Annotated in this window: 1 protein-coding gene (cut by a window edge); it reads right to left on the bottom strand. The window is 53.4% G+C overall.

The features are described 5' to 3' along the window. Window positions 1-21: 21 nt before the first annotated feature. On the bottom strand, window positions 22-18296 hold the 3' end of the coding sequence (locus tag JOE49_RS16955; protein ID WP_209942036.1) for a non-ribosomal peptide synthase/polyketide synthase. Its footprint extends 23983 nt past the window's final position; the window shows 18275 of its 42258 coding nt (coding positions 23984-42258); its start codon lies off the right edge, out of view — the gene reads right to left on this strand; it ends in the stop codon at window positions 22-24.

Genomic DNA, 18296 nt, shown 5'->3' with positions numbered 1-18296 from the left:
ATTGCATCTTAGAAAACGGATTTAGAAAACAAAGTCGATGGAATCCGGCGAGAAGCCTTCTGGCTGCTCGTCCGTGTTCACCTGAATATCGCTTAACAGCAAATCTGGGTCGGTTCCAATCTGGGACAGGATCGCTATCAAATCTCTGGTTAATCTCTCAATAGCGTCGGCTCCAAACAGCTTCGTGCAATATTCAAAGGAACCCTTGATTTCCCCATCTTCATCACTCATGGACAAGGTCAAATCAAATTTGGAGATACGATGCTCTTGAACATACGGGCTGAAGGACAGCGTTTCAAGCTGCGCTTCCTGTGACTCCGTATTTTGCAGTACAAACATAGTGTCGAATAACGGGTTACGGCTTGCATCCCGTGCTATATCCAGCTTTTCCACTAACTCTTCCAGTGGATAATCCTGATGCTCGAAGGCTTGCAGCGTACGATCTCTGGCTTCCAGCAAGTAGCTGTGGAACGTTTGGTTGCCCTTCGGCTGATGCCGGATGGCTAGCGTGTTGACGAACATTCCGATCAGTGGCTCCAGTTCAGGCAACAAGCGGCCTGCTACCGGCGTACCGATGATCAAATCGTCCTGACCGCTGTATTTGGACAGCAGAACGGTGTAGGCACTCAATAGCACCATGTACATCGTACTTCCGGTCTGTGCCGCAATTCGGCGCAGTTGCTCAGATACATTCGCGTCCACTGTAAATTCATACATCGCACCCTCGAAGCTGCGAACAGCAGGTCTAGGATAAGCAATTGGCAAATCCAGTACCGGTAATTCTCCAGCTAAATGCTCCAGCCAGAAGTGTTCCCGGCGTCGGTATGACTCACGCTGCGTCTCCTGCTGCTGCCATACGGCATAGTCCTTGTACTGAATTTGCAGCGGCTCCAATTCCTGCCCTTCGTACAGTTGTACCAGCTCCTGCACGATATTGTTAGACGATACACCGTCTGAAATAATATGGTGCATGTCGTACATCAGGAGATGGCGCTCTGGTCCGGTTTGAATAAGACGGACACGCAGCAGTGGTGCCTGGCGAAGATCAAAGCTGCGTACAAAGGACTCGATATAGGCTTCGGCTTCGGACTCTCTGGCCTGCAGGTGCTCTACTGCAAACTCCGCTTGATCGTAAATCCGCTGAACGACCTCGCCTTCCAGCATTTCAAAGGAAGTCCGCAACGTTTCATGACGGGCTATTAACTGACGGAACGCATCCTCCAGCCGATCGGCCTGAAGCGGTCCCTCCACGGTTAATACACCCGGCATATTGTAGCTGAGATCCCCACCTTCCAGATGGCTCAAAATGTACAGTCGTTTTTGAGCCGAGGAAACCGGGTAGTACGCCTGTTGCGCCGCCGCAGGGATCACAGTATAGGTGTCTGTACCGTGCGTTGCGATGAGCTGGGCTTGCTGCTCAATCGTGAAGTGTTGGAACACCTCACGCAGTGTAATCCGACTGTCCAGTTCCTGATGGATTTTGGCCACCAGCGTCGTTGCCCGCAGGGAGTGTCCACCCACGTCAAAGAATGAGTCGGTGACTCCTACGCTGGACAGCTTCAAGACATCCTGCCAGATTTGGGCTAGCTTGGTTTCCAGCGGTGTCCGCGGTGCAACGTACTCCAGGCCTCCTTCGAGGCGTGCTTCCGGTGCCGGCAACGCCTTGCGGTCGATTTTCCCGTTCGGTGTCAGCGGGAAACGATCCAGTTGTACCACATACGTCGGGATCATGTAATCCGGCAGCTTCGGCTGCAGCGCATTGCGCAGCTCCGGCAAACTCAGGGACTCTGAAGCTATGATATAGGCACACAGGTCCTTGTGTCCGTCTTCGTTTTCCCATGCTGTGACCACGGCTTTCTGAATGCCGTCCACGGTCAGCAGCTGCGCTTCCACCTCGCCCAGCTCGATCCGGTAGCCCCGGATTTTCACCTGGTGGTCGATCCGGCCCAAATACTCAATACTGCCGTCTGGCAACCACCGTGCCAAGTCACCCGTCCGGTACATCCGGTTTGCGTGAATGCTGTCCGCTTGATCGGCTGCTGCCGCATCAGCGAACGGATTCAGGACGAACTTCTCTGCCTTCAGCTCCGGCAGGTTCAGGTACCCTCGTCCCACGCCTGCACCTCCGATATAAAGCTCACCTGCGATACCGATCGGTACCAGCTGTTGCTGGCTGTTCAGGATGTACACCGACTGGTTCGCTATCGGCGTTCCGATGGATACCGTATGCTCCCCTTTTTCCAGCAGTACGTTCAGGGACTCCACATCTTCAATCGTATAAGCGGTCGCATCTACCGTCGTTTCGGTCGGGCCATACACGTTCGTAATGACTGGACGATACCCAGACCACTTGTGCAGGAACACATTTACCAGCTGCACGGATAATGCTTCGCCACCGATTAGGTAATGCTTCACTTCCGGCGCTTCCGTCACACTGATACTTTCGTTCAAAATATGCAGATGCGCAGGTGTGCCGTCCGACAGATCAATCCGGTGCGTGCGGTAGTAGGCGATCAAATGCTCTCCGCTCAGACTGACGTCACGGGACACCACATGCAGGGTGTGGCCTAACAGCAAGCTGGCAAAGATTTGCTTCACTGAAGCGTCAAATACAAACGCCGAAAGCCATGCGACATGAAGCGGCTGTTCATAACGGCTGTATACTCGTTCCAATAAAGCATCTACCAGATTGCTAACACTGCCCTGCTCGATCATGACCCCTTTCGGCTGACCGGTGGTACCTGACGTGTAAATCATATAGGCCAGGTTGTGCGGGCCGGCGACAGGGATCAGATTGCCCGCATCCTGTGCTCCCAACTGAGCTTGAACTTCCTCGTCATCCAAGACTACAGCTCGAACTGTGGATGGCAAGCTGAGCGACAGGTTGGCGACTCTGCTTGTAATCACGACCTTGGCCCCACTGTCTTGGAGCATGTAGTCGATGCGCTCCTGTGGATACACCGTATCCATTGGTACATATGCGCCTCCGGCCTTAAGTACCCCCAGAATGCTCACCAGAATATCCGCAGAACGTTCCAGCAATACGCCAACCGGTTGATCTGCTTCGACCCCTTCCGCTCGTAACACACGAGCCAATTGGTTCGCACGCTCATTCAGCTCAGTGTAGGTCAGCGCGGTGGCCCCAGACACAACTGCTATCCGCTCAGGGTTGCGCTTCGCTTGCTCTTCAAAGCGTTCGCTGAGCGAACGGCCTTGTAATGCTCCAAGCAGGCTGTGCGCATTCGGATCATTGAACACCTTCAGAATCTGCTCGGTTTCTTCTGCCGTAATCAACTCCAGCTCACCCAACTTCGCATCCGGGTTCGCCGCGACGGCTTCGGCCAAGCGAACAAAGTGACGCGTCATCCGTTCTACCGTTTCGCGCTCGTACAACGCAGTTGCATACTGCAATCCGAACTGGATACCTGCCTCTTCCTCTCTGGCTTCCAGCGTCAAATCAAACTTCGCTGGCGTTTGTTCCAAGCCATATGGACGGAAGCTCAAATCTGCCAGTTGCAGTTCGCCTTCCTCGGTGGTTTGCAGGGTAAACATCGTATCAAACAGCGGATGGCGGCTCATATCCCGCTTCACGTTCAGCTTTTCCACCAGTTCCTCAAATGGGTAGTCCTGATGTTCATAGGCTTGCAGAGCACAAACTTTCACTTCTTCCACGTAGCTGCGGAAGGTATGTTCCGCTGTCGGATAGTTTCGCAATGCCAACGTACCGACGAACATCCCGAGGATCGGTTCCAAATCTGCATGCGGTCGTCCGGCAATCGGCGTGCCGACTACAATGTCCTCTTGCCCGCTGTATTGATGCAAGAGCGCGGTGTACGCTGCCAGCAGCACCATATACAGCGTCGAGCCTGTGTGCGCCGCCAGTTCTTTCAGCCGTTCGCTGACTTCACGTTCCAGTCCAAACACCACCGTATCGCCTGCGGTACTTCGTACCGCCGGACGGGCAAAGTCCGTAGGTACATCCAGCACTGGCAGCTCACCCCGGAAGGTGTCCAGCCAGTACGCTTCCTGACGCAACATCCACTCTTGATGGGCTTCGCTTTGCTGCCATACCGCATAATCCTTGTACTGTATACGCATTGGCGAAAGCTCTTCACCGTCGTATAAGCGGACAAATTCATCGGTAAGTACTCCCATGGACACACCATCCGAGACGATATGGTGCATATCGAGCATGAGCAAATGCTGCGGTTCCTGCTCGGTTTCTTGTACACCCAAATCTACCAAGCCTACCCGCAGCAGCGGAGCGACTTGCAGATCGAACGGACGTACAAACTGTTGCACACGTTCCTGTGCTTCCTGGCTGACCCTTGTGTCCGCAGTCGCACCCTCTACCTGTACCTTCGTATATTCCACCTCGAACGGCACGGTGTCCTCAATCCATTGCACCGGCTCACTGTCCACCAGTTCAAAGTGGGTACGCAACGTTGCATGACGGGCGATCAGTTGACGGAACACGTCCTCCACTCGCTTCACGTCTAGCGGGCCACTCACTTGCAGCACTGACGGCATGTTGTAGTTCACATCATTCGGGTCGAACTGATGCAGCACATACAGTCGTTTTTGCGCCGAGGAAAGCGGGTAGGAGCTGCGTTCTTCCGTCACCGGAATGGACGCATACGCCACTTGATCCAGACCTTCCATGACCGCTGCCAGTTGTTCAATCGTTGGCGCTTCAAAAATACTGCGTAGTGGAAGCGGCTTGTTCAGCTCCTTGTGAATTTTCGAGGCCAGCGTCGTCGCCCGCAGCGAGTGTCCGCCAATCTCGAAGAAGTTTTCCTTCACACCGACCTGTGCCAGACCCAGCACATCCTGCCAAATTTGCGCCAGCTTCACTTCCACCCATGTCCGCGGTGCTACATAATCCGCTCCGCTTTGCAGGCTGCCTTCCGGTGTTGGCAGTGCCTTGCGGTCGATTTTACCGTTCGGTGTCAACGGCATCTGCTCCAGCTGCACCAAATACGAAGGCACCATGTAGTTTGGAAGCTCCTCGCTCAGTAAGCTGCGCAGCTCACCAGTGCTCACTTCCCGTTCAGCAACATAGTACGCCACCAGTTGGTTTTGCCCCTGTTCGTCCGCTTGTGCCAGTACGATGACCTCTTGTACGTCCTCCACTTTCAAAATTTGTGCCTCGACCTCACCCAGCTCGATCCGGTAGCCCCGGATTTTCACCTGATGGTCGATCCGGCCCAAATATTCGATGTTGCCGTCCGGCATCCATCTCGCCAAGTCACCTGTACGGTACATCCTTTCATAGCCCGCTTCGCCAGCCGCAAACGGATTCGATACAAATTTCTCAGCCGTCAGCTCTGGACGATCTAGATAACCCCGAGCCAGACCCGGACCGGACACGCACAGTTCACCCGCTACGCCCACCGGAGCCAAATGTCCATGCACATCCACCATGTATACCCGATGATTCGGCACAGGGCGTCCGATAGAAATCAGCTGTCCGGCTCTCTCATCCTCGGATACCGGCCAGATGGACGTCGCCACCGAGTTTTCGGTTGGACCGTAGCCGTTGTAGTACGCCACCTGATCCTTCCACTTGTACACCAATTCTGTTGAAGATGCAGAACCCGCAGTGAACAGAATACGCAGGTTTGGCATCCGTCCCGGCTCCAGATACACCGCATAGGTTGGCGGCAAAGCGGCCACGGTGATTTGGTGATCCGCCATATATTGCTCAAACCGCTCGTAGTTCAGAATCGTCTCTGACGTTGGCACATACAACGTGGCTCCACAGAACAGCGCTTGGAAGATTTCCCAGCAGGCCGCATCAAACGAATAGCTGGCGAACAGCAACGCATGATCCGACGTGCTCATCCGAAGCGTCTGATCAAAATACGTTTTCAGATTGCATAGCCCGTGATGCTCGAGCATTACACCCTTCGGCTGCCCCGTTGTACCCGACGTATAAATCACATACGCCAAATCATTCGGACCAGACCACGGCTCCAAATTGGAATCATCCTCGTGATACACCGTTTGCTCCCCATCTAGCACCAGCACGTGACCGTCAATAGCTGCTTTGTCCACCAGATGGCTTTGCGTCAACAACAGCTTCGCACCCGAGTCGTCTAGCATGTAGCGGATACGCTCCTCTGGATACGTCGGATCGATGGGGACATACGCGCCACCGGCCTTCAAAATCCCGAAGATACCTACGATCATGTCCACCGAACGCTCGGTCATCAGACCCACCAGTCGATCCTTCGTCACGCCTTGACTACGCAAGGTACGAGCCAGACGATTCGCACGTTCATTCAGCTCGCGATAGGTCAACTGCTCTCCTTCGAAGAACAAAGCTGCCTGCTCCGGTGTCTGTGCCGTTTGTGTCTCGAACAAGCCATGGATCGTTTGCTCGCTTGGATACTCAGCAGCTGTATTTCCCCATACGCTGAGAATTTGCTCGCGCTCCTGCTCACTTACCATATCTAGCTCCTGCACTCGAATGTCCGGCTTCGCCACCACCTGCTCCAACAGCTGTATCAGATGGCCCTGAGTCCGTTCAACGGCTTCACAATCATATAACTTCGCATTGTATTCAAATCGGATTTTCATCGCTTCCTGCGGCATAACGACCAGATTGAAATCATAGTTGGTTTGTTCAATCATGCCCGCATTGCGAATTTCAAAATCCGACTCTGCACCTTCACCAAGTTGCTCGACCTGCTCCTCCACCGGATAGTTTTCAAACACGATAATGTGGTTGATCAGATCTTGCTTTTGCTCGCTCAAGGCTTGAATTTCATACAGCGGATACGTTTCATAATCTTGAGAAGTCAGCGCCTGCTTCTGATTCGTTCTGATCATATCGGCAAAGGTGTCCTCAGCCCCGCTGCGGATCCGTATTGGAATGGTGTTAATGAACAAGCCCACCATATTTTCGATCCCCGGAATATCCGCTGGACGACCAGACACTACACCGCCAAAAACAGCGTCGTCACTACCGTTGTACTTTTGGAGCAGCAAGCCCCAAGCTGTTTGCAGCAATGTATTCGGGGTCACGTGGTGCTGCTTGGCCACCATTTCCATACGTCCGGTCAAGTCCTTGCCCAGATCGCACAGGATATGCTCAAATTGTGCACCGTCCGCTTTCACGCCTACTTTTCCGGTCGGAATCGAAGTTTGCTGATCATAGCCGAGCAAATAATCCTTCCAATAGGAAGCTGCAGCCCCTACATCCTGTGCTTCAAGCCACTCAATATACTGACTATATGGAGTAACGGGGGCAAGCTTCGGCTCTCTATGCTCCACGGCTGCAAAATAAGCCTCAAACACCTCATCCGTGACTAACGCCACACACCAGCCATCCATCAAGATGTGATGAGAGCTCCACACAAAATAATAATCCTCGTCACCTGTTCGTAAAATCGCCACGCGCATCAACGCATCCCGGGACAAATCAAATCCGGCTGCCTTGTCCTTGCGAATAAATTCCTGCACATACGCGTCACGTTCCTGCTCATTCAGATAACGCAAATCTTCACATCTAAAACCAACATCCTTGCGGCGGAAAATAACCTGCACAGGCTCATCCTGCCAGCCGCTGATGAAATTGGCTCTAAATATCTCATGCCGCTGCGCCAAATGATTCAAGCTATCTTGGAAAATATCCGCTTGGAAGCGTCCGTGCAAATCAAAGGTCGTTTGTTCAAAATAAGCACCTGACTCTGCATCCATCAGACTATGGAACAACATGCCTTTTTGCATCGGTGTCAGCGCATATACATTTTCCAGTTCCCCCATGTCACGAGTCCGCTCTACCAACTGATCCAGCTCGGCCATGGTTACATTGTTAAGCATGACATCGCTTGGCGTCAGCTCTTGCTGTTTGCGGCTTGTGCAATGCGTAATGATTTCCTGCAAACTGATTCTAAACGCTTCAGCTAGCTGCTCCATCGTTTCATGGCGATATTCCTGCTTGCTGTAGCTGATCGTCAATTGCAGCTCGCCTTCGGAAATCAGTCCGTTCATATCCAGCGTGTGCGTTCTAGCTGCATGGGCGCTAAGCTCTGCACCACTAGTGTAAGGAGATACGCCAATGGATTGATTTTGCATATCTTGGTCAAATTGTCCCAAATAGTTAAAGCTGATTTCAGGTTCGGTTACAAAACGCTCTTGCTCACGTGCTGCGGACAGGTATCTCAACATCCCGTAGCCAATGCCCTTTTGCGGAATGCGGCGTAGTCCTTCTTTCACATGTTTGATGCGTTGTGAAAGGTCTTGCCCCACGCTCATATCCAGCACAACCGGGAATTGAGTCGTAAACCAGCCCACGGTGCGCGTAATATCCAGTTCTGGCAAAATGGACTCCCGTCCATGACCTTCCAGGCTCACGAGCACTCGTTCCAGGCCCGCCCAGCGATAAATCGTCAGTCCCAATGCGGTAAGCAGCAAATCATTCATCTCCGTGTTGTAGGCACGATGCGCCTGTTTTAACAGCTGCTCCGTTTCCTGAGCTGTCCACGTGACCGTAATGTTCTCGCTGTCCCTATTCAAGGAATGAGAATGGGATTCGTCTTTTGGAAGCGGCTCATACATTCCCTGTTCAATTTCCTGCCAGAATGCGAGTTCTGCTGCCATGGCCGGACTGTTCGCATATTGAGACTGCCCATCAGCCCAGGTGCGGAACGAATCCGTTTTGTGCGGAAGACGAGCCGCTTGTCCGTTCAATGCCTGCTCATAGGCTGTCGTAATATCCTCGAACAAAATACGCCAAGATACGGTATCCACCACTAAGTGATGAATCGCCATCAGCAAATGATCTCCATCCGGGCAATGGAACAGCCCCAGCTTCACCAGCGGTCCTTCGCTTACATGAATACCCGCCTGAATTTCATTTACTTTGGCCTCGATCGCCGCAGATACCTCAGACTCATTTCTGAAGTCGGCCCGATCCAGCGTATACAGCTCGCCCTCCCCAACCGCACGGTTCCAAGCTTCATATCCGTACTCCGTAGGACGGAAAATGATACGCAGTGCGTCGTGATGGCTCACGACGTGATCCATCGCTGTGCGCAGGGCCGTTTCATCAAAACCGTCCTTGCTATGCAGCATAATGGACTGGTTATGATGATGAGCATCCGTCAGGTTCTGCTCAAAAAACCATTGTTGAACGGGTGTCAGCTTCACAGCGCCCACCACTTCGCTCTGATCCGCCAATCTGGTCACCGTTTGGACTTTCAGTGCCAATGCAGACACGGTTGGATGACTGAACAGGTCTTTCATCTCCAGTCGATAACCTGCCTGCAGCAATCGGGATGATACTTGCAGCGCCTTGATCGAATCGCCACCCAGTTCGAAGAAGTTATCCTGCGTGCCTACCGCTTCCACACCGAGCACCCCGGCCCATACCGCAGCCAATACTTGTTCCACCGTGGTACGCGGTGCCACATAGGCTGCACCGGTATGGATGCTTCCTTCCGGTTCCGGCAAGGCCTTGCGGTCGATTTTGCCATTGTGGGTCAGTGGCAAGGTCTCCAGACGCATCAAGCGTGCAGGTACCATATGTGCTGGCAGTCCGGCTTCCAGCTCGGCCTGTACCTCCTCAATCCGCAGCTCTGCTTCTCCTGTGATGTATCCGCACAAATACTTGTGTCCACGCTCATCCGTCCGGTCGATGACTACCGCTTGACGCACACCCGGCACCCGCTGGATCGCCGTTTCAATCTCACCCAGCTCGATCCGGTAGCCCCGGATTTTCACTTGATAGTCCATCCGGCCGATAAAGTCCACATTGCCGTCCGGCATCCACCGCGCCAAGTCGCCTGTGCGGTACAATCGTTCACCCGGTACGTACGGGTTCGCTACAAATTTCTCGGCCGTCAGGTCTGCACGGTTCAGGTAGCCCCGTGCTACCCCAGCTCCGCCAATACACAGCTCACCCAGTACACCGATCGGCACCGGATTCAGCTGGCTGTCCACGATGTAGAAGCGCGCGTTCAGCCACGCTTGGCCAATCGGTACACTGCCGCTGCTTGGCAGCTTCGACAGCTCTTCATCATAGAAGCTAGAGTCAATCGCTGCTTCCGTGACGCCGTAGCTGTTCATAATGCGAATATCTGCGCCAAATCGTTCTTGCAGCACCCGGTAATCCGTCACGCTGCAGCTATCCGAGCTGGTGATCAGCAGTTCCAGACTGCTCATGTCCAGCCCGTGTTCATGCACATGCTGCATAAACGGTACAATCAGGGCCGGGGTCGATTCGAATACCGTAATCTGGTAATCGCGAATCCAGCCATACAGACGGCTTGGATCAATCCGGTCGTCCTTCGGACAGATGACCATCGTGCCGCCGTTATAGAGCGTCCGCGCAATATCGCCGACGAACACGTCGAAGGAGAAGCTCGCCAGTTGTAGCAGTCGTACCGGGAACTGGTTCAGACGGTAATCCCGGCGATAGGCCGCAGCCGTATTCACCAAGCTGCGATGCTCAATCATGACGCCCTTCGGACGTCCCGTTGTACCGGAGGTGTAGATCACGTACGCCAGATCCTGCGGTTCGTTGATATGCTCGATATCGGTGGTGTCTCCGGTATACAGCGACTCATCGTCCAGCGCCAGCACGGTATGCAGACGCAAGTTCGCTACGGATTCGGATGCTGCTTCGCTATTAGATGGCGAATCTGCTGTTCCATTCAGATTTCCATGGAGAGTACCTGATTCCATCGTTTCAGCGCCAGCCGCTGTTTCCAACTCGCCTTCAGACTGCCCTCCGGTCGAGGCCTGTCGGCTTTCATCCAGCCAGACCTGTGCACGCTCCTGCAAGCCCGTTTGGGTCAACAGCACCGTCGCACCACTGTCCTCCAGCATGAAACGAATACGTTCGGACGGATAGTCCGCATCCAGCGGCACATAGGCGCCTCCAGCTTTCCACACGGCCAATACGCCGACCAGCATGTCGACCGAACGTTCACTCAAAATGCCGACAATCGACTCGCGGCCAATACCTTCATTTCGCAGTCTGCGCGCCAATTGGTTCGCACGCTCGTTCAGTGTGCGGTACGTAAGCTGCTGCTCCTCGTACACCACCGCCACGTGATCCGGTACAAGCTGCGCTTGTTCTTCCACATAGGTATGGAACAAGGCTCCTGCTTCAACAGCAGCAACATCCGATACTCCCACATCTCCAAAACCGTAGATGATTTGTGCCTTCTCCTCGACGGTTACCATATCCAAAGCTGCCAGTGGCTGCTGCGGATGCAGTGTAATTGCACGAACAAGCTCAGTAAAATGTTGTGCCAATCGCGCGATGGTTTCAGGCTTGTACAGCGCCGTGCTGTATTCCAGACTGCACAGAATGCCTTCCGGCTGCTCCACTGCATCCAAGGTCAGATCAAATTTGGCCGTGTTATTGTCCGTCGGATACGTCTTAAAGGTCAGACCCTCCAGTTCGAACTCCTGCTGCTCAAATGTTTTCAACTCAAACATCGTGTCAAACAGCGCATTCCGGCTCGTATCCCGCGTTAAATTCAGCTTTTCAACCAGTTCTTCAAAAGGATACTCCTGATGTTCATAAGCACTGAGCGCATGCTCTTTCACCTCTTGCAAGTAATCCAGGAACGTTTTGTCGCCAGACGGATAATTGCGGATCGCCAGCGTGTTGAGGAATACGCCTACCAAGCCCTCCAGTTCCGCATGCGGTCTTCCGGCAATCGGCGTGCCGACGATGATGTCCTCCTGCCCTGAATATTTATGCAAGAGCGTGCTATACGCGGCCAGCAACACCATGTACAAGGTAGAGCCGGTTTGCGCGGCCAGCTGTTTCAACTGCTCGCTGTCCTCCAGGCTGATCGCAAATTCCAATCGAGCTCCTTCTAGACGCTGTACGGCAGGTCTTGCAAAATCCGTTGGCATATCCAGCGCCGGAATGTCACCAGCCATCGTGTTCAGCCAGTAGCTTTCCTGCTCACGAAGACGTTCACTTTGCATATCGGCATGCTGCCAAACGGCATAGTCCTTGTACTGGATGCGCAGGGACGGCAGTTCCTTGCCTTCATACAATTGAGAGAACTCCTGCACGATGATTCCTTCAGTGACACCATCCGAAATAATATGATGCATGTCATAGAGCATGACGTGACGCTCCGGTCCGGTTTCCACCAACTGAACCCGCAGCAACGGTGCTTGTGCGAGATCAAATGCACGTACAAAGTCCTGTGCGTACTGCTGGGTCTCTTCTTCGCTTGCCTGCACATGCTCCACGTTGAATGCGACGCCCGATTCAATCCGTTGAATCACCTCGCCATCCACCATGTCGAATCGGGTTCGCAGGGCTTCATGACGGGCAATCAGCTGGCGGAAGGCTTGCTCCAGTCGCGTTTTATCCAAGGAACCTTCAATAATCAAAGCGCCCGGCATATTGTAGCTAACCTCTCCGCCTTCCAGGTGACTCAGCACGTACATCCGTTTTTGCGCCGAGGAAACGGGATAATATGCACGCTCCTCCGCCACAGGGATGGATACATACGTTTGCTGCGTCTGATCTTCTCCCATCACCTGCACCAGCTGCTCAATCGTCGGATATTGGAAAATATCTCGCAGGGCCAGCTTGTAATTCAGCTCCTGATGGATTTTCGCCATCAGTGTTGTGGCGCGCAGAGAATGTCCTCCCACTTCAAAGAAATGGTCCTTAATACCGATCTGCGGATGATTCAGAACACTTTGCCAAATACGTACCAGTAGCTCTTCCAGCAGTGTCCGCGGTGCCACATACGCCGTGCCTCCTTCGAGGCGCGCTTCCGGCGCAGGCAACGCTTTGCGGTCAATTTTCCCGTTTGGTGTCAGCGGGAAATGATCCAGTTGTACGACATACGTCGGGATCATATAACCCGGTAGCTTGGGCTGCAGCATGTTACGCAGCTCGGGCAAATTCAGCGCCTCAGAGGCTACGATATACGCACACAAATCCTTGTCTCCGTCTTCGTTTTCCCAGGCGGTGACGATGGCTTTCTGAATGCCTTCCACGGTCAACAGCTGCGCTTCCACCTCGCCCAGTTCAATCCGGAAGCCCCGGATTTTGACCTGATCATCCATCCGGCCGATAAAGTCCACATTGCCGTCCGGCATCCACCGTGCCAGGTCACCTGTGCGGTACAATCGTTCACCCGCTACATACGGATTCGCTACGAATTTCTCGGCCGACAAGTCCGCACGATTCAGGTAGCCTCGTGCCACTCCAGCTCCGCCAATGCACAGCTCGCCCAGTACGCCGATCGGTACCGGATTCAGCTGGCTGTCCACGATGTAGAAGCGTGCGTTCAGCCACGCCTGACCAATCGGTACATTGCCACTGCTTGGTAGCTTCGACAGCTCTTCATCATAGAAGCTAGAGTCGATTGCCGCTTCTGTGACGCCGTAGCTGTTCATAATGCGGATATCTGCGCCAAATCGTTCTTGCAGCACCCGATAATCCGTCACACTGCAGCTATCCGAGCTGGTAATCAGCAGTTCCAGACTGCTCATGTCTAGCCCCTGTTCATACACATGCTGCATAAACGGTACGATCAGGGCCGGGGTCGATTCGAACACTGTAATCTGGTAATCGCGAATCCAGCCATACAAACGGCTAAAATCAATCCGGTCGTCTTTCGGACAAATAACCATCGTGCCACCGTTATAGAGCGTCCGCGCGATATCCCCGACGAAGACGTCGAAGGAGAAGCTCGCCAGCTGCAGCAGTCGTACCGGGAACTCGCTCAGACGGTAATCCCGACGATACGCCGCAGCCGTATTGACCAAGCTGTGATGTTCGATCATGACGCCCTTCGGACGTCCTGTTGTCCCGGACGTGTAGATCACATACGCCAGATCCTGCGGTTCATTAATAGCTTCGATATCGGTAGTATCACCGATGTACAGCGACTCATCATCCAGCGCCAGCAACGTCTGCAAATGTAGTCCGCTTACTTGTTCCGATGAGACCTTACTTTCCTCCAGCCAGACCTGCGCACGGTCCTGCAAGCCTGTTTGGGTCAACAGTACCGTGGCACCGCTGTCTTCTAACATGAAACGAATACGTTCGGACGGATAGTCTGCATCCAGCGGCACATAGGCGCCTCCAGCTTTCCACACGGCCAATACGCCGACCAGCATGTCGACCGAACGTTCACTCAAAATGCCAACAATCGACTCGCGTCCAATGCCTTCATTCCGCAATCTACGCGCCAATTGGTTCGCACGCTCGTTCAGTTTCCGGTACGTAAGCTGCTGCTCCTCGTACACCACCGCCACGTGATCCGGCACAAGCTGTGCCTGTTCTTCCACAAAGGTATGGAATAAGGCTTCTGCTTCAACAGCAGCAACATCCGATACCCCCACATTTCCAAATCCATGGATGATTTGTGCTTTTTCCTCGGCAGGTACCATCTCCAAAGCTGCCAGTGGCTGTTGTGGATGCAGTGTAATTGCACGTACGAGTTCGGTAAAATGCTGCGCCAATCGCGCAATAGTCTCAGGCTTGTACAGCGCCGTGCTGTATTCCAGACTGCACAGAATACCTTCTGGCTGCTCTATTGCATCCAAGCTCAGATCAAATTTGGCCGTATTATTTTCCAGCGGATATGAATGTAAGGTCAGACCTTCCAGCTGGAACTCCTGTTGCTCCAATGTTTTCAACTCAAACATCGTGTCAAACAGCGCATTTCGGCTCGTATCCCGCGTCAAATTCAGCTTTTCAACCAGCTCTTCAAAAGGATAGTCCTGATGCTCATAAGCACTGAGCGCATGCTCCTTCACCTCTTGCAGATAATCCAGGAACGATTGGTCGCCAGACGGATAATTGCGGATTGCCAGCGTGTTGATGAAGACACCTACCAGGCTCTCCAGTTCCGTATGCGGTCTTCCGGCAATCGGCGTTCCCACTACGATATCTTCTTGGCCTGTGTATTTATGCAAGAGCGTAGTGTACGCCGCCAGCAGCACCATATACAAGGTTGCGCCGGTTTGCGAAGCCAGTTCTTTCAGGCGTTCGCTAACTTCACGCTCCAGTGCAAATTCGATCGTATCTCCTGCCGTACTCTGCACCGCCGGGCGGGCAAAGTCGGTTGACAGATCCAGCACAGGCACTCCGCCCCGGAAGGTGTCGAGCCAGTACGCTTCCTGACGCTGCATCCACTCCTGATGGGCTTTGCTTTGCTGCCATACCGCATAGTCTTTGTACTGAATCCGCAATGGCGATAGCTCTTCACCGCCATACAAGCGGACAAATTCATCGGTCAGTACCTCCATCGACACACCATCCGAAACGATATGGTGCATGTCGAGCATGAGCAGATGCTGTTGTTCTTGCTCTGCTCCTTGTACGTCCAAGTCCACCAAGCCTACCCGCAGCAGCGGTGCAGCTTGCAGATCAAACGGACGGACAAACTGCCGAACCCGTTCTTGTGCTTCCTGGTTGATCGTCGTGTACATAGCTGTATCCAAATCTGTAGCTGTGTCTTGATCTGTATCCGAAGTCGAACGCTCTGCCTGTACCTTCGTATATTCCACCTTGAACGGCACGGTGTCCTCAACCCATTGCATCGGCTCATTGTCCACTAGCTCAAAGCGGGTACGCAAGGTTGCATGGCGATCGATCAATTGACGGAACACATCTTCTACTCGTTTCACATCCAGCGGGCCGCTCACTTGCAGCACCGACGGCATGTTGTAGTTCACATCATTCGGGTCGAACTGATGCAATACATACAGTCGTTTTTGCGCCGAAGATAACGGGTAGAAGCTGCGTTCTTCCGTTACCGGAATGGACGCGTATGTTACTTGATCCAGACTTTCTAACACCGTTGCCAACTGTTCAATGGTTGGTGCTTCAAAAATACTGCGCAGTGGAAGTGGCTTGTTCAGCTCCTTGTGAATCTTCGAGGCCAGTGTCGTCGCCCGCAGCGAGTGTCCGCCAATCTCGAAGAAGTTTTCCTTCACACCGACCTGCGTGAGGCCCAGCACATCCTGCCAAATGTGTGCCAGCTTCACTTCCACCCACGTCCGCGGTGCGACATAATCGGCTCCGCTTTGCAGGCTGCCTTCCGGTGCTGGCAGGGCCTTGCGGTCAATTTTGCCATTTGGACTCAGCGGCATTTGCTCCAGCTGTACAAAGTACGATGGCACCATGTAGCTTGGCAGCTCCCGGCCCAGCTCACTTCTCAGCTCGCTGGCACCCATTTCTTGTCCGGCGACATAGTACGCCACCATTTGTTTTTGTCCCGTTTCATCCGCGCGAGCCGTGACTACGGCTTCGCGTACCGATTCCACTTGGAGCAGCTGCGTTTCGACCTCGCCCAGTTCAATCCGGTAGCCCCGGATTTTGACTTGATGGTCGATCCGGCCCAGATATTCAATGTTGCCGTCCGGCATCCATCTCGCCAAATCGCCTGTGCGGTACATCCGCTCATAGCCTGCTTCCCCGCCAGCAAACGGATCTTTCACAAATTTCTCGGCCGTCAGTTCTGGACGGTTCAGATAACCTCGGGCTACGCCGACACCGCCAATGCACAGCTCACCCGCAACCCCGATCGGCTGCAATTGCTCCGTGCCTTCCTTCACGATGTACAGACGAATGTTTTGAATCGGTTTTCCGATCGGAATAACTCCATATTCCTCATCCGGTTCACAATCAAAGTACGATACGTCCACCGTCGCTTCGGTTGGCCCATACAGGTTGATTAGCTTTGCTCCGCCCAGGCTCGACACAAGCTGTTGGAACCGTGCGACATGCTGTGGCGGTAATGCTTCGCCACTGGCAAAAACGTGGCGCAGCGTTCCCAGCTTCGCCTGTATCACTTCCCGTGGCTGCTGCTCCACATATTCCAGGAACGCATGCAGCATGGCAGGTACAAAGTGCATCGTACTCACGCCATCGCGAGCAATCGTGTCGACGATGTCTTCCGGGTTCTTTTCCCCGCCGACCGACAGCAAGCTCACCTTCGAGCCGACCAGCGACCACCAGAACAGCTCCCACACCGACACGTCGAACGTGATGGCCGTCTTTTGCAGAATCGTATCTTCCGCACTCAAGCCATAACGATCATGCATCCACAAAATCCGGTTCAAAACGGAATGGTGCTCCACCATCACGCCCTTCGGTTTCCCCGTGGATCCAGAGGTATAGATGACATAGGCTACATGGTGCGGTCCGGCCAGTGGCTCCAAATTCGAGCCATCTTCGTGGTAAATGTCCTCGCGATCCAGCAACAGCACCTTGCCGTCGAAACTCAGTGATGCTTGCTCCGCCAGATGCGATTGCGTCAGTACCAACTTCGCTTCCGAGTCCTCCAGCATAAAGCGGATACGATCCGCTGGATAGTCTGGATCGATGGGCACGTAAGCTCCGCCTGCTTTGAGGATCGCGTAGATGCCTACGATCATGTCCAGCGAACGGTGAACCAGTATGCCTACAGGCTGATCCGGTTCAACACCTTCCGCACGCAAGGTGCGTGCGAGACGGTTGGCTCGCTCATTCAGCTCCGCGTAGGTCAACGACTCCGCTCCGCACAACACCGCCACCTGCTCCGGTGTGTTCGCTACCTGCTGCTCGAACAGTGCACTTAGCGTTTGATCCTGCGGATAGGCTGCCGCCGTATCTCCCCACATCTGAACGATCTGCGCCTGCTCTTCCGGTGTCACCAATTCCAGCTCATTTACTCGGATATGCGGATTGTCGATAATTTGCTCGATGACATGCAGTACATGTCCCTGCATCCGCTCTATCGTAGACCGATCGTATACATTGGCGTTATATCTGAACATGATGCGGAAAAGCTCATCGGGCATCACAATCAAGTCCAGATCATAATTCGTTTGCTCGACAACCTCTACATTCGTAATTTCAAAAGCAGACGGACGAACTTCGCCAAGCTGCTCAACTTGCTCCTCTACCGGATAATTCTCAAATACCATAATGTGGTTAATTAGATTTTGCTTCTGCTCCGTCAGCGCCTGAATCTCATACAGAGGGAAGCTGTCATAGGTTCCCGAGGTCAGTGCCTGTTCCTGCGTTTTCCGCATCACTTCCACAAAAGTGGCATTCCGTTCACTTTGAATCCGCACCGGGATCGTATTAATGAACAAACCGATCATATGCTCTACGCCGGCAATATCTGTTGGACGTCCAGATACGACACTACCGAAAATAACATCCTCATTGTTGTTATATTTCTGCAAAATAAGGCCCCACACGCTCTGCATCAGCGTATTAATCGTGACCTGCTGCTGCTTCGCAATCCGGTGTATGGCTTCGCTCCATGTTGGATCCAGATCTACCGTTATTTTTTCAGAGA

This window comes from Paenibacillus sp. PvR133 (assembly GCF_017833155.1).
GTDB classification, from domain to species: Bacteria; Bacillota; Bacilli; order Paenibacillales; family Paenibacillaceae; genus Paenibacillus; species Paenibacillus polymyxa_B.
Note: the sequence above shows the minus strand (reverse complement) of the source record. Positions and strands in the feature narration are given on the sequence as shown.